We start from the raw sequence: 14,889 nt of genomic DNA on the forward strand, positions 1-14,889 counted from the left end.
CCGTGTCGGGTACTCGGCTCAGCTGTTCGGGCGCAGCGTCCAGACGACCGTCATCTCGCCGGTCACGGCACCGTCACCGCGCTGGATGGAGATGGCGACGGGGAACTCGGGGCGCTGGCCGGCATCGAGCTCGGCGACGACCTCGGCGGCGGGGCGGCCGAGCGTCGCGGTGGCGGTGACCGGGCCCATCGCGAGCTTCTTGTACGCGATGTCGGCGCTGACCGCGAGCGGCACGGCGCGCGACAGCTGGTCCCCGAACGCGGCGAGGACGATCGCCCCGCTCGCCGACTCCCCCAGCGTGAACATCGCTCCGGCGTGCGGCCCGCCGACGTGGTTGTGGAAGTCGCCCTGGTCCGGCAGCGCCACCACGGCCTTCTCCGGGGTGGTCTCCCGGAACTCGAGGTTCAGGGTCCGGGCCATCGGCACGGTGGCGGCGAGCATCTCGCCGATCGTCATCTGGTCTGCGCTCATGCCACCATGTTACCCGCGAGTAGCAATTCTTGACCAGCGCCCGCCGATGGTCGCCGTATCGTTACGCCTCATGTGGCCAGCAGAGCAGCCGCCAGGGGGCGCGCAGAATTCGCAGCAGAACGCCGGGAGCGGGCAGCCGTACGGGGGCGGTGGGGAGCCGAATCCGTACCAGCAGCCGGGATATCAGCAGCCCAACCCGTATCAACAGCCGCCGGGGCCCTGGAACGCCCCGACGGTCACGGCGGGCCCCGCGGCACCTCCGCCGACGGGCGGCGACGGCAACAGGACCAAGGTCATCGCGATCGTCGCGGCGGCGGCCGTGGTCGTGGCCGCCGGTGTCACCGGATTCGTCCTGCTCGGCGGCGGCAAGGACGACAGGACCGACCCCGAGCCGACCAAGTCCCCGTCCCAGCAGTCGAGTCCGGCGAGCGATCCGCGGGGCACCGACGACGCCGGGAAGCCGACCGTGGCCGGCTGGAAGGCCGTGGTGAACCCCAAGCGCGGCATCGCCTTCGACGTGCCCGCGGAGTGGGGGCTCAAGTCGACCAGCTGGGTCACGTACGTCTCGAAGAACGACGACCCCGAGGACAAGCCCCTCATCGGTATCGCGGCCCCCGCCCTCCTCAAGGAACAGTGGTGCGGCTCCGACGAGGACAAGGACGGCACCAAGGAGTACTCGATGCTCGCGGGCGCCGGAACCAAGGGCAACAACGGGGCGAAGAGCCCCGAGGAGGCCGCCCGCGCCGACGCGGCGATGTGGGTCTACGGCGTCTTCACCCAGCCCGACAAGAAACTCGTCACGTCCACTGCCGTGGAGTCGTACACGACGAAGTCCGGCATCACGGGCAGCCTGGCCACCGCCTCGTCGTCGGGTGTGAAGAAAACGAAAAAGTGCGCCACCGACGGAAAGGCCACCGTCTTCTCCTTCAAGGACCCTTCGGGCGACATCGTGTCGTGGGAGTTCTTCGGCGCCAAGGGGGTGTCCGAGGAGGTACCGGACGCGACGGTGCGGCAAATCGTCGCCACCGTACGGCTCTTCAAGGCCCCCTCCGACTCCTGACCGGTACATGGCTGAAGATTCACGGTGACCGAAACGTGTCACAGGCGGCACTAGGGTTACCGCACATGTGGCCAGGACAGCAGCCGCCCGGGGGCGAGCAGAACCAGCAGGACCAGAACCCCTATCAGCAGCCGGGGTACCAGCAGCCGAATCCGTACCAGCAGCCCGGATATCAGCAGACCGGGCAGCCCGGACAGCCCGGGTATCAGCAGCCCAACGCGTACGGGCAGCAGCCCGGGCAGGGGCAGTGGGGCGCTCCCTCTCCCATGGGAGCGCCCGAACCCCCGAGCGGTGGCGGGAACCGGACGAAGGTCATCGCGATCGTGGCGGCCACGGCCGTGGTCGTGGCCGCGGGTGTGACCGGCCTCCTGGTCCTCGGCGGGGGCAAGGACGACAAGGCCGACGGCGGCAAGGACTCGAAGCCGTCGGTCAGCCCGTCGCAGGACCCGAGCGCGTCGGCCTCGGACGACAACCCGCGCGGCGGCGACGACGAGAAGCCGACCATCGCCGGCTGGAAGGTCGTCGTCAATCCCAAGTGGGGTACGGCGTTCGACGTTCCGGCGGACTGGGAGGTCGAGTCGCCGGGCACGTCGATCGGCTTCGAGAAGCACAACGCCAAGGCCGGCGACAAGCCCATCATCATGATGTCGGCGCCCGCCTACTTCAAGTCCAAGTGGTGCACTTCCGACGACGACAAGGACGGCACCACGGAGGACACCCCCCTCGGCGCGGTGGGCACCAAGGGCGCGAGCGGCGCCAAGAACGCCGACGAGGTCGCCGTGAACCAGGTGCCCTGGTGGGTGTACGGCGGCTACACACAGCCCGACAAGAAGAGCATCACCTTCGACAAGAAGGCCAAGCCGTACACGACGACATCGGGCGTCGAGGGCAGCATCGCCTGGGCCAGGTCCAAGAACACGCCCCAGAAGGGGAAGTGCGCGAGCGACGGCAAGGCCATCACGTTCGGGTTCAAGAACTCCGCGGGCGACTACGTGGCGTGGAATCTGTACGGAGCCACCGGCGTGGACCAAGAGATCCCCGACGCGACCATCCTGAAGATCCTCAGCACCGTACGGCTGCACGGGGATCCGACGTCGTCCTGAGCCAACTCCCCGGGTGCCCGGCCCTTTTGGGACCGCCTTGGCACCCGGGTTCCGGGCCCCTCTATCGTTACCGGCCATGTGGCCAGAACAGCAGCCGCCCGGGGGCGAGCAGAACCAGCAGGACCAGAACCCGTACCAGCAGCCGGGGTACCAGCAGCCGAATCCGTACCAGCAGCCCGGATATCAACAAGCCGGATACCAGCAGCCCAACCAGTACGGGCAGCCGCAGTGGGGAGCTCCGCCGGAGCCCCTCGGCGCGCCGCAAGCACACGGCGTCGGTGGCGGTGGCGGTGGCGGTGGCGACAACAAGACCAAGATCACCGCGATAGTCGCGGCCTCGGCCGTCGTGATCGCGGCCGGGGTCACGGGCTTCCTCGTCCTGGGCGGCGGCGGCAAGGACGACAACGCGGGCGGCGATCCGTCCAAGTCGCCCAAGGCGTCCGCCTCCACGTCGCCGAGCGCGAGCGGTGGTGACGACAACCCGCGCGGCGGCGACGCGGAGAAGGCGACGATCGCGGGCTGGAAGGTCGTGGTGAACCCGAAGTGGGGCACCGCCTTCGACGTTCCGGCGGACTGGCAGGTCGAGACTCCCAGTACCTTCATCAGCTTCGACGACAAGGAGAAGGGCGACGGCTCCTCGCTGATCGGCATGTCCGCGCCCGCCTTCCTCAAGGAACAGTGGTGCACGTCCGACGACGACAAGGACGGGTACGAGGACGACGTGGCGCTGGCCGCCGCGGGCACCAAGGGCCAGAGCGGCGCCAAGAACACCGACGACCCCGCGCGCAACGACTCGGCGTGGTGGGTCTTCGGCGGCTACACCGACCAGAAGAGCGCCTCCAAGAAGCTGCTCACCATCGGCAAGCCCAAGCCGTACACGACGACGTCGGGCGTCAAGGGCAGCGTCGCGACGACGTACTCGTCCGGGGTCCCCAAGAAGGGCAAGTGCAACTCCGACGGCAAGGCGACCACGTTCGCCTTCAAGAACTCGGCGGGCGACATCGTGTCCTGGACCTTCTACGGCGCCAAGGGTGTGTCGGAGGAGGTGTCGGACGCGACCGTGCGGAAGATCCTCAGCACGGTACGGCTGCACGGTGATCCGACGGATTCCTGAGCGGCGTACGGCGGACTGAGCCAGGTACGGCGGGACGGAGCCGGGAAGGGCGGACTGAGCGGGTACGGGTGTACAGGGCCGGCCACGGGTGTACAGGGCCGGCTACGGCGGTGGGGTTTCCGCATCGCCGCTCGCCACCCTTCACGCACCGCTCGCCTCTTGCCGCTCGCCGCGCAAAGGGCCTCTGACCTGTGTCCGGTACTCGTAGAACTGGTTTGGCAAGTCGGGGCTCCGGCGGCGATAGTCGCTCGGTGACCTCTGCCGCCGACTTCCCCCGACGCTCGCGCCGCCCCTCCTGGGCGGGCCGGAACTACACCCTGCTGACCGCCGCCGCGGTCGTCACCAACCTGGGCAGCCAGGGCGCGCTGATCGCCGCGGCGTTCGCGGTACTCGACGCGGGCGGCGACGGGGGTGACGTCGGCCTGGCGGCGGCGGCGCGGACGCTGCCCCTGGTGCTCTTCCTGCTCATCGGGGGTGCGGTCGCGGACCGGCTGCCACGGCATCGCGTGATGGTCGCGGCCAACGCCCTCAACTGCGTGTCGCAGGCGGCGTTCGCGGTCCTGGTCATCGCCGGTGACGCGCGGCTGTGGCAGATGATGCTGCTGTCCGCGCTCGGCGGCACGGGACAGGCGTTCTTCAACCCGGCGGCCGAGGGCATGCTGATGTCCTCGGTCGCCGGCGAACAGGCGAGCCGCGCCTTCGCGATGTTCCGGATGGCGATGCAGGGCGCGGGCCTCGGCGGCGCGGCCCTCGGCGGGGCCCTGGTGGCCGTGATCGGGCCGGGCTGGGTGCTCGCCGTGGACGCGGTGGCATTCGCGGTCGCCGGGGCGCTGCGTTCGTTCCTCGACGTCAGCCACATACCGCCGCGCGAGCCCGGCGGCGGCCTGCTCGCCGATCTCCGCGAAGGCTGGCGCGAGTTCATCGGGCGGCCGTGGCTGTGGACGATCGTCGCGCAGTTCTCCGTGGTGGTCGCGGTCGTCGGCGCCGCCGACGCGGTGTACGGCCCGCTGGTCGCCCGGGACAGCCTCGGCGGGCCGGGGCCGTGGGGGCTAGCCCTCGGCGCGTTCGGCGCCGGAACCGTCGGCGGCGCCCTGCTCATGACCCGCTGGAAGCCCCGCCGGCTCCTGCTCGCGGGCACCCTCTGCGTCTTCCCGCTCGCCGCCCCCGCCGCCGCGCTCGCGGTACCGGTGCCGGTGGGCCCCCTCTGCGCCGTCATGTTCGTCAGCGGTCTGGCGATCGAGGTGTTCGGGGTCTCGTGGATGACCGCGCAACGCCTGGGTGAATGTAACTTCTCCGTGTCCTTGCCTATCCTCCGGCTTTGCCTCAATTCCCACCGACGCTGGAGCCTCATCGCGGAGTCCCAGAGCCTGTAGCCGAGTGTCGGGACGCACTACCGATCTAGTCGATCCCACAGACGGTGGGTCGCATCCCTGACACTCGCTGGTAGACACCGCGCTCACCGGAGAGAGCCAGAGTGGTTGGGGCCAGGGATGCGGTGGCCTGCATGGAGGGCCTAGTGGTCGAGTTCGGCGGCCTGCTCGTACTCACCCAGGGCACGCAGGTCGACGGCGAGGTTGTTGGCCGAGCGCAGTGTGTCGGGGTGGTCGGGGCCCAGGATGCGGCGGCGCGCGTCGAGGGTTTGCCGGCCGAGTTCGGAGGCTTGCTCGTACTCACCCAGGGCACGCAGGTCGACGGCGAGGTTGTTGGCCGAGGTCAGTGTGTCGGGGTGGTCGGGGCCCAGGATGCGGCGGCGCGCGTCGAGGGTTTGCCGGCCGAGTTCGGAGGCTTGCTCGTACTCACCCAGGGCATACAGATCGATGCCGAGGTTGTAGGCCGAGGTCAGCGTGTCGGGGTGGTCGGGGCCCAGGATGCGGCGGCGCGCGTCGAGGGTTTGATGGTCGAGTTCGCGGGCCTGCTCGTACTCGTCCAGGCCACGCAGATCGGCGGCGAGGTTGTAGGCCGAAGTCAGCGTGTCGGGGTGGTCGGGGCCCAGGATGCGGCGGCGCGCGTCGAGGGTTTGATGGTCGAGTTCGCGGGCCTGCTCGTACTCGTCCAGGCCACGCAGATCGGCGGCGAGGTTGTAGGCCGAAGTCAGCGTGTCGGGGTGGTCGGGGCCGAGGGCGCGGCGGCGCGCGTCGAGGGTTTGATGGTCGAGTTCGCGGGCCTGCTCGTACTCGTCCAGGCCACGCAGATCGGCGGCGAGGTTGTTGGCCGAGCCCAGTGTGTCGGGGTGGTCGGGGCCGAGGACGCGGTGGCGCGCGTCGAGGGTTTGCTGGTTGAGTTCGCGGGCCTGCTCGTACTTGTCTGCGAAATTCAGGCCGACAGCGAGATTGTTGGCTGAGCGCAGTGTGTCGGGGTGGTCGGGGCCGAGGACGCGGTGGCGAGCGTCGAGGGTTTGTTGATCGAGTTCGCGGGCCTGCTCGTGTTTGCCGAGTTTGTACAGGCTCACGGCAAGTGTGTGTGCCGAACGAAGAGCGTCGGGATGATCAGCGCCGAGAGTCTGGTCCCAGCGAGTGCGGATTCTATCGGCGAGGTCGTGGGCTGCTTGGTACTGACCTGAGGTGTAGAGGTAGCGCAGCGTATTGCAGCAGAGGTCGCGGAATCGTGGGGTCTCGAGAGTGTCGATGTGCTTGGTCGAGTGTTCGGTGAGCGTCTGGGCGTGGGGGGTGAGTTGGCTGTAATTGGGCCAGCTATGAGGGTCGTCGGGATCACCGGGTGCGGAGGTGGCGAGTAGATTCTGTGCGCTGTGCACAGTGGAGGATTGTTCCGTTTGAGGCAGGTGCGTCCGGAGGAGGGCTTGGACGAGCCGGTGGAGTTGGAGCGTGTGGTTGGCATGGCGTGCCAGGCCGAGGCCGACGAGGCGTCGGACCGCGAGGGCGGTGGTAGCTGAGTTGCCAAGCAGGACGCCGAATCGGCCAGGTCTATCGCTCACTGGTTGGGAGCCGAGAGGGATGGGCTCGGGGGCCAGGAAGGCCAGTTGGTTGAATAGGTTCAGAACATGGGGGTCTTCTGCCGCGAGGCGTGCGCGGGTGGCGGCGACGGCGGCGGCCAGACCGGGGTGTTCAGCGACGGTCGGATCGTCCATGCCCGCTTGGCCCGGGTGCGTATCTAGGAAGTCGAGATATTCGTCAGTGGACAAGCCTGTGTCCTGCAGGAAGCAGCCAGCTTGCTCCACTGCCAAAGGCAGGTCCCCGACTGCGGCGGCGACTTGATCGGCCTCCTCGCTGGCCAGGCTTGGGCAGCGGGTAAGAAGGAGTTGACGGGACTCAGCCCGCGTGAAGTCGCCGATGTCAACTTGGGCGCCGAAGCGTGCAAGACGTGGATCACGACCGGTGATCAGTATGTGGCCGCCGCCGGTCGTAGCCAACAGTCCATGAAGGGTTTCCAGGTCGTCGACGTTGTCGTAGACAAGCAGCCAGTCCGAGCGGGCCGATAGTTCCACCCGCAGCGCCTGTACGGCCTCTGCTGGAGTGGAATTGGGTCGTCCCAAGTGACAGGCGAGGTCCATTAAGCCCTGCGAGAGCGTGGTGGGCTGGTCGGCGTCAAGCCACCAGACGACCGCATATCTATTGGCGTGACGGTGGGCGTATTCCAGGACGACCTGAGTTTTGCCGATACCGCCGATACCCACTAAGGAAACCAAGGAGACTTGGAGGTCGGTAGAGCTGCTGCCGTTGTCGGGTCGAACTGCTCGATGGAGTTTGACGTGCAGGGCCCTCAGCAAGAGCCCGCGTCCAGTGAAGGCGGGATTGCGTGGTGGCAGACCTCGAACTGTCTTCTGCCTCCTGTCGTCTGGCTGAGGTGAGGTATAGACGACAAGTTGTCCGACGTTCTCGGTGGTGATTCCCCCGTGCGACGCAGACCGGTGAGCGAAAATGCCGGCCCGGTTCAGGTCTCCGAGGCCGGCTGTGTAGGGCCCACACTGCCATCCCCGTGTTGGGCCTCTGCTGGGGTCGCATTCGGGGGTGTGACAGTGATGGGGCCATGAACATCAGCGGTGATGACTCCACCGGTCTCGGCATGCTGGTGCACATCGTGCCCAGCATGAACGCCACCACTTGTGGACTGTGCCATAGCCTGCGATGCCTCGTAACTCTGAAGCTGGCCCACTAGTGCTTTGAGTTGCCGAGCGAACTCGGGGTCGTCATCGAGCGCGTCAGCGACTGCGTCAGCGGCCCTGCGAACGGTTCGCTCGATCTCGGAGCCGTCCGCGGCCTGCTCGCGCAGTCGTTCCAGTGCCTGGTCCCGGCCCAATTTCCGGGCGACCAAGTCATCGACCGCGTCCGCGCCTTGGTCGATGACTTGGTCCACTACCACGTCGGCACGCCCACCGACCCTGCGCAGCTTGCGCAAAACGTAAGAGATGGCGGCTCCCGCCAACAGCTCAACTCCCGGTACCGGCACAACGCCCTCCCCGAACACCACTACCGAACTGGCAGCCCATCAACCGCGCGTCCAACGGGCCCGTCGCGAGGGCCCGTTGATGCATTGACACGCCGCGTGAAGGCGTCGTAGACACATCATGCACTGCGGGCCTTCCCATAAGCGGATACGTTAAAGAAACCTACCCAACCTGTGACAAGGTACTGCCATCATGTGTGGTCAACGTTGGGATCAGCCGACTCGGCGGCGGGTGCCCATAGACGTGCGCCGGGTCGTCGCACGCGGCTAGGGGAGTTTGGTTCAGGCATAGCGGTGGGTGTCGCTGGAGGTTCAGAAGGAGTCACATGGGCGGGTGGTGCGGGCGATGGTCGCCGCGTGCCAGGTCGCGGGCTCGTCGACAGGCGCAGAGTTGATCGGTCTCGGAGAGATCCCCGTCGCTCCGGCAACCATCCGCTCGCGCCCCGGAAATCGTATTCCGCCACGCGCCAGCGTCCGCTGGTTGACCGCACAACACCTTGGCGAAAGTAGCCTCTCTCCCTTCGCTCCGATCTCCGTCTTCTCTGGGTGTCAGTCGGCACGGTCGGGTCGGGTCCGCCGGGCATCGGGTTGGCCCCGACATCACTGTCGCGCATCTGTGGCTCGGTGGCCTGAGCGGTACACGGTGGCCCTGGCTACACCTCCACCAGGGCGCACCGCCTGAATCGGACCTCGCTCCGGTTCGCCATCGCTGCCTGACAACCTTTTCTGGCGCTACCCTGAATGAATTCGTGTATCGCCAATGGGCATGTACGGGGGCGGATGTGACTGCTGATCAGAACGACGACGCTCCTGAGCACAGTCAGGACGAGCACCCTGATGGTGGTCGAGACGCAGAGGCTCAAGGGGCTGGCTCAGTGATAGGTGCCGAGGCACCAGGCCCTAGCATCGGCTCTGTTGCTGGTGGGTCTATCGCTGTTGGATCAGGTGGCAATGTCTACATCGGCCAGTATGGATACCCGCAACAACCCGCACCCACCCCTGCGTGGTCACCCCCACAGGGGAGCCTGGCTGAGCAACGGCAAGGCTTCTACTTCGACTTCTTGAACCACGCACTGAAGCAGGCCGAGTGGACCTTCCGCCTCAGTGTGTGGTTCATGTCGGGTGGCGCGGCTGTGATCCTGGCCGGAGGAATCCTTGCCTTGGTGCATGCAGGGAATCCGGACCTGAGTTACCTGCCGCTGGTCACGAGCCTGACAGGTGCTTTAATCACGGTCGGCGGTGGGGCACTTGCGATCCATGCACGGCGTGCAAGGGCACACGTCACAGAGCAAGCCGATCGTATTGACGAGAAAATCGATCTTGATCACAAGCTCGAAACGGCCACCACTCTGATTGATCGGATCGACAATCAGACGGCCCGTGATCGCCTCAACGCAGCTGCGGCGATGAAGGCGTTGGACATGCAGCCGAGCCCAGAGATCATGGTCAACCGCCTACTACCCGAACAGCAAGGGCGCTCGGCTGGCGAGATCGAGCCGGGCGACGGTACCCCCTGACGGCAACAATCGCGGGCCGTGACACAGACTCGGCTCTCTCCCGCCGTGGGGCACTGCCGAGCGCAGGGAGTCGAAGGGCACCCGTGCCGTGATGACCAGTCGGACGGTACGGGAGTGCTCCATCTACAGCCGGCGAGAATTCCCCGGTTGCGGCCTGACTGTAGCTAACGCACGCAGAGCTCATCCCGCGCGGGTGTCCGCTGATCGACAGCGCAATACCTTGACGAACGCAACCTTCCAACACGTATGAAGGTCTGGGGTGTCACCGCCCCCGGGTGGCAAACGACCATCGGTGGGCCGACCCAGCTGCGTTACGCGACGTAGAGAGCCGGGCACACGTTGGGGCGCCCGCTGGGCTGGGTCCGTGCGGCCGTCGTTACTGCGAGGCAGCTTTGAGCTGAGTGGTGATCTTGGCCAGAGCCTTTTCGGCAGGGTGCTGTTTGATGAGCCCTTCACGACCTGCGGCCCGGAGCTCCACCACCGCTACGCCTTCGGGACCTGCGGCCACAACAGCGGTCACAACAGCGGGGTTCAGGCCCCCAATCCCTACACCGACCATCGCTCGTACGGCGAAGCCCCCGTTGTCTCGGGCCTCCGCGCCTATCAGATTCCCTATGTCGGCCAGAGTCGTGTGGACCAGCTGGGAGACTGCCGTCACCGTTCCGGACAACTCGACAAGAGTGGTACTGACGTCCTTCTTTGTCCATTTGAAACCTCGCGCGGCTCCACGAGCACCGCCCCGCGCCCCTGCTCTGCCCAAACCGTGCGTTCCGGTAGCGGCCCCTCCAGCGGCAGCTCCTATCGAGCCGCCCTTCGCACCGAGCTGCATCATCGCGGCGAGCAGGAGCTCGTTCTCGCTGGCCTCATCGAACATGCCCGCCTCCTCAGCACCAAACAAGACATGGTTCTACAACCAAAGTCACCCAGTCTTACCACTGGCCAGCAGCCTCCTCTAGATCGGCTGCCGCATGTGGTCCGGCGGCTGAGCTCCATCGCCGGCCCGCAGGTCACCTCTCTGACACAGCACCGCCGGGCAGCTCTGCTTGCGGACACCCGCCCCTCTCGCTCACAGACCGTTTCCAACAGCCCTCGGCATGTCCTGATGGCTGCGCGCAACACCTCGACGAATGTCACCTCCAAATTGCCCCGCGAAAAGGTGCCTCACCACCTCGGACCACGAGCAAACCGCTCCAAAGAAGGTCGAGACCTCTAGTCATCCAAGCCACCAGCGCTACCTCTCAAGCAGCAAAGACCCCAACGGTCACCGCGCATTGGGCAGCACCAGCGTGGCTAGGGCGGATGACTGAAGGCTCTCTCGACGAACCTCTCATGCGCTTGAGCGCGCTACTAGCCAGCTACGCCTCGGGTGAGTAACTCCCTGCGTGCCCAGCCCAGACCCAGCACGCCCGCGCGATGGCAATTGCGGCTTGTGGGTGCGTACTGTTCACTGACTATGGACCGCGAGGCGGTGACTCGGCTCAAGCAGATGGGAACCAGCCCGCGGACGTGTGGTACGTCGTACCAGCCGACGTCAGGCCGCCGCGTTCACGGAGGGCGGGTATCCCTGTCGTTGACATACGGTGGTTCTACTTGCGTACACGAATCTCAAGATTTTCCGGGGCGAAGAGGTGCTTGCCGCGAATTGTAGGCTTCTCGTCGCAGCGAATATCTACCGTGAAATTACGCCTATCTGCAAAAGACGACAAATCGATCACTCTGCCACGCTCGCTGTGAGCTAGAAATAGGGTGAGGTGTCGCATTCCAGGAAACAGGTGGGCGACATGCCTGAGTGTTGCAACTCCTCGCTCCGGATACCACAATTTTAGGTCAGAGATTTGCGGGAACCGGCATGCAGGGTCCAAAAGCTCCAATTCCGGCGCGCCAAGCCCAATCTCTCGTATCTCATCTTGAGAAGACAGGATATCGGCTAGTTGACTAGCAGTCGTTCTGCTGTGGATCACATCGACAAGATCGAGAGCGCGAAGCTGAAGGCTGCGAATAGATGAAAGATCCTCAAGGCCCCAACATCCAAAGATCTCTAGAAGTACAATCTCCTCCATATCCCGCAGAAAGTCTAGATTGCGGAGGTTAGTTCCATTGAATATAGCGATGTCCTTCGTCTTCAGATTCCGAAGTAGATCAGCAGCTTCGCTCCAATCCCGTATACCGTCGACGGTCAGGCTGCCCACAGGAACCAGCCCGCGTAGCTCCTTTAGCTGCTCATTCGTATAGACCCAAAAGGAGACTTTAGAGCAGTCGACTTTAGCAAGAAGCTGTTTTGCGAATTTTTCGGTGTCGAACGAATTCCAGACGCTCGCAATCTGATTCAGAATGCTCACGTTAGCGGATTCTGATATCACCTTAAGGGCCTCAAAGGCGTGCTCGCTGCGAATTTCTCCAAGAACAGCGATAACCCAAGGCTTGGCATCTGCGCTGGGTAGTATTGAAATGAGGTCATCGCCAACCGAGGCTAGTTTATTCACATCCGTTTGTACGTCATCTTTGGGCAGGTGCTGGCAAACCCGATCCAATACCAGATTGCGGATATTCGTGTCCAGTCTCGTCGAGTAAGGAAGGCAACTACCCGCCACCAGGTGAACGGAACGTCGTGTACTTTCGTCCGGGGCACTATCACCTGCGCCGACAATCTCTCTCAGCAGCATTGCACGATCTCTGTGATCGCAGTGTCCCACGGCCATACGAATGACATCTTCCCACTGCTCCTCGTGCGCCCGACTTGCTAGCATCCTGAAGTTGCGCGCTTCCTTAAACTCCTGAGCTGCAAGGTAGTCCTGAAAGGTGCGATGGATGAACTCGAAGGTCTCAGTGGTAGTCTCTGTCAACAGCCCGCTTCGCTCGACAATGTGATCGTAAAGTTGCTCTGCACTGAACTTCCTGTTGATCCGATAGAGACTTGGAAGCATTCTCTGAATCTGGTTGACTGCGTCAGCCTTACCGCCTTGCACCAACCCTTCGCCGACAAGCCAGGCTGCAATCTCTTGGAGAAGGGCACGATGCTCATCCTCTTCCAGCTCTAGCTCAACCTTCCGTTGCTGATCTCGACGGGCAAGTAGCATCCCTAGCGCAGCTCTGTAGATCTCCATTCGACCGCTCGGAAGAGCACCGTTTCGGTCCCTGTGCAGCGCACAGATCATCGCGCACAACAATGGACTATCCGTTAGGGCTGCTAGTTGAGGTGTCACTTCCAGAGTCCTGAGCAAATTCTCGTGCAGCTCTCGCAATTCACGATTTGCGCGTTCGCGCTCCGGGGAAGCTGCACCGAAGTGAGAAGAAGACTCCACTACCGCTGCCTCGTGCCATTTCTTGATGAAAACTGAGCGGTCTCGCCGGCTCATAGGCAACAACGCCAGCTCGTCGAACCCATAATCGCGTAGCCAGGAGCGGGGAACGGCTGACGGCCGGACAGTTACAAGAACCCAAGCTCCGGGGTAGTGATCCAATATCCAACCAAGCCACTCTTTAGCTTCATCGCGCTTCTCGTCTGGTATTTCATCCATGCCATCGACTAGAAGCAGTGCACGTCCTTCACGAAGTACCCGATCGGCCCAGCCCGTTGGTTGTTCATTTGCTACAGGAATATTCCCAATTTCAAGGAATTGGTCGGGGCTAGGGCGAAGGTTGTCGAGTCGATACATCGCCCTCAATCGAAGCATAAAAGGAACTCGATTATTGAGAGCGGATAATTCCTCCGAAAGAGAGCCCGAGATCGACTTGATCGCAATCCACTGCATGAGTGTCGATTTGCCAGATCCGGCGTGCCCGCGAAGGAGTATACGGCGCTTCCCTTCGAGTATCGTCTCTACTCTCGCTGATTTCGATATAGCCTCTACTTCTCTTTGGTATTCGTTGGGGGAGGAAAGTGCCTCCAGGCTGAGATATGCTGTTTCAAGATCCAAGCCTCGGCCGTGAGAACGTGAGAGATCGAGCCCGAAGATTCTAATCTTCCCGTGCTCGACCCTCATCGCTTCCGCGTACTTTCCTTCGAATTCCGCGTCGATGATTTCCTGCTCAGTGATCCCGGTGAGCGACACCGCACGCCCGAGGTGGTCCCTGAGCGTCTCGATAAATGAGTCGTCTTCAAACAACTTGGCTATTGCCAGGACGCCGACGCGCGAATGTTGCCAACGCTTGGGTCTATCGTCTTCAATCACCACTCCAATAAGAAACCTCCGAAAAAATACTGCCGCACCGGAAAGGCCAGCCCAAGGTGAACTTTCTCCTGGAGATGCAAGGGGTGGATTGCCCTCGCTGCTCAGGACCAATTTTCCGTCCCCGGAATCCGTTCCTGGAGCTAGCGTCCCCCAAAACTGCTCCGGCCTAGGAGGCGATCCAGGGTCCTTTCCCACTCTGGGAAAACCCGTCGCAAAGCAGCCCGACCGAGGTTCGAGACTTCTAAGTTCACCCCATACGATCGGATCAAATGTCTCGTATATATCTGGGGGGACTAAATCCTTCTGAGCGGAGAGTAGAACTACGTCCAAATCGGTGTCCCCCAGTGGTGGAGACCACACTACGGAGCAATCAACCGCTCCTACGCGACTATTTGCGTAAGCCTGAATAGGTGCTCCACCGGAGCCCAACAGTCCTGCTGCTCCTACGACGTGGGCCGCCGTGAGGATGAGTCGCGGCGATATGAGAAAACCGCTACCTGATTGCATAGAACGAATAGCAACAACTCTGTTCCGGCCCAAGGACACGATCGGACTCCCCTCAAAAATCAACAAATTTAGAGTCTAGGAAAACGGGAACCCTTCACTTCCGTCAGCGGATTGTTCATCGCCCACCTTAACGCTCTCGCCGGTTATTCGCGTTCGGGGCTTAAGGGATATCTTGACTCTGTGTGTTCCGCTGGTGGCAATGCCCGCCTCAACATCAGTGCTTATAACCCATGCCTTCACGCCGCCTTTAGCCTTCAAATCACGTCTCACTTCGACTGTGAACTCAAGCTCGAGAGTGTCCACATCCATCTGAATCTCATCATCTCGGGCGCTTAGTGAGGCCTGCTTGAGTTGCAGTCGCACTGCCTTAATAGCCTCGACAAGATCGATCGGTTCCGACTCACTGGGCATGCCAGTCTCCCAACAATTAGGTGAAGTGCACATGCTAGGGCACAGAGCGTCAACTCCGCCGAGAGATGGGCAAATTGGAGGCGCAGCCAGTTGCGGCACCCCGTGCGAGGCTGCTCAGTCGGCCTTGGACTGG

10 protein-coding genes and 1 pseudogene are annotated in these 14,889 nt (G+C 63.6%); 5 read left to right on the forward strand and 6 right to left on the reverse strand.

The annotated features are described in order from the left end of the window. Positions 1–18 precede the first annotated feature (18 nt). Complete coding sequence (locus OG975_RS07525; protein WP_406336189.1) at positions 19–456, reverse strand: DUF4442 domain-containing protein; 438 nt, start codon at positions 454–456, stop codon at positions 19–21. Between the two features lie 85 nt (positions 457–541). On the opposite strand from OG975_RS07525, the gene OG975_RS07530 reads away from it, so the two are divergent. From OG975_RS07530 to OG975_RS07545, 4 genes are all read left to right on the forward strand, one after another. Beyond that, positions 542–1,531: a hypothetical protein gene (locus tag OG975_RS07530; protein WP_406328304.1), complete on the forward strand. Its 990-nt coding sequence runs from the start codon at positions 542–544 to the stop codon at positions 1,529–1,531. A gap of 65 nt (positions 1,532–1,596) precedes the next feature. After that, positions 1,597–2,634 (forward strand): hypothetical protein, encoded by a 1,038-nt coding sequence (locus OG975_RS07535; protein WP_406328305.1) that lies wholly within the window; start codon positions 1,597–1,599, stop codon positions 2,632–2,634. 76 nt (positions 2,635–2,710) lie between these two features. Beyond that, positions 2,711–3,748, forward strand: a complete 1,038-nt coding sequence (locus tag OG975_RS07540; RefSeq protein WP_406328306.1) for a hypothetical protein — start codon at positions 2,711–2,713, stop codon at positions 3,746–3,748. Positions 3,749–3,999: 251 nt separating this feature from the next. Next, positions 4,000–5,121, forward strand: a complete 1,122-nt coding sequence (locus OG975_RS07545; RefSeq protein WP_406328307.1) for an MFS transporter — start codon at positions 4,000–4,002, stop codon at positions 5,119–5,121. Between the two features lie 140 nt (positions 5,122–5,261). Here OG975_RS07545 and fxsT read toward each other — a convergent pair whose 3' ends face one another. Continuing rightward, complete coding sequence (gene fxsT / locus OG975_RS07550) at positions 5,262–7,640, reverse strand: FxSxx-COOH system tetratricopeptide repeat protein (RefSeq protein WP_406336190.1); 2,379 nt, start codon at positions 7,638–7,640, stop codon at positions 5,262–5,264. 1,570 nt (positions 7,641–9,210) lie between these two features. Between fxsT and OG975_RS07555 the strand changes: the two genes are divergently transcribed. Next, the gene (locus tag OG975_RS07555) at positions 9,211–9,666 is read left to right on the forward strand and encodes a TRADD-N-associated membrane domain-containing protein (RefSeq protein ID WP_406328308.1); all 456 of its coding nucleotides are present in this window, start codon (positions 9,211–9,213) and stop codon (positions 9,664–9,666) included. 376 nt (positions 9,667–10,042) lie between these two features. Here the strand turns inward: OG975_RS07555 and OG975_RS07560 are convergent, their stop codons facing one another. The 4 genes and pseudogenes from OG975_RS07560 to OG975_RS07575 form a co-directional block, all read right to left on the reverse strand. Then, positions 10,043–10,540, reverse strand: coding sequence for a hypothetical protein (locus tag OG975_RS07560; protein WP_406328309.1), 498 nt, complete (start codon positions 10,538–10,540; stop codon positions 10,043–10,045). A 712-nt stretch (positions 10,541–11,252) separates the two neighbouring features. Continuing rightward, entirely contained in the window at positions 11,253–13,838 is a 2,586-nt protein-coding gene (locus OG975_RS07565) for an NACHT domain-containing protein (RefSeq protein ID WP_406336191.1), read from the reverse strand. A 36-nt stretch (positions 13,839–13,874) separates the two neighbouring features. Next, positions 13,875–14,345 (reverse strand): annotated as a pseudogene (locus tag OG975_RS07570) (trypsin-like peptidase domain-containing protein); the annotation flags it as partial. A gap of 75 nt (positions 14,346–14,420) precedes the next feature. Next, positions 14,421–14,756 carry a trypco2 family protein gene (locus tag OG975_RS07575; protein WP_406328310.1) on the reverse strand — a complete coding sequence of 112 codons (336 nt, stop codon included), beginning with the start codon at positions 14,754–14,756 and terminating at the stop codon, positions 14,421–14,423. Between the last annotated feature and the right edge of the window lie 133 nt (positions 14,757–14,889).

Origin of the sequence: Streptomyces sp. NBC_00203 (assembly GCF_045206325.1) — a bacterium.
Taxonomy (GTDB): Bacteria; Actinomycetota; Actinomycetes; order Streptomycetales; family Streptomycetaceae; genus Streptomyces; species Streptomyces lutosisoli.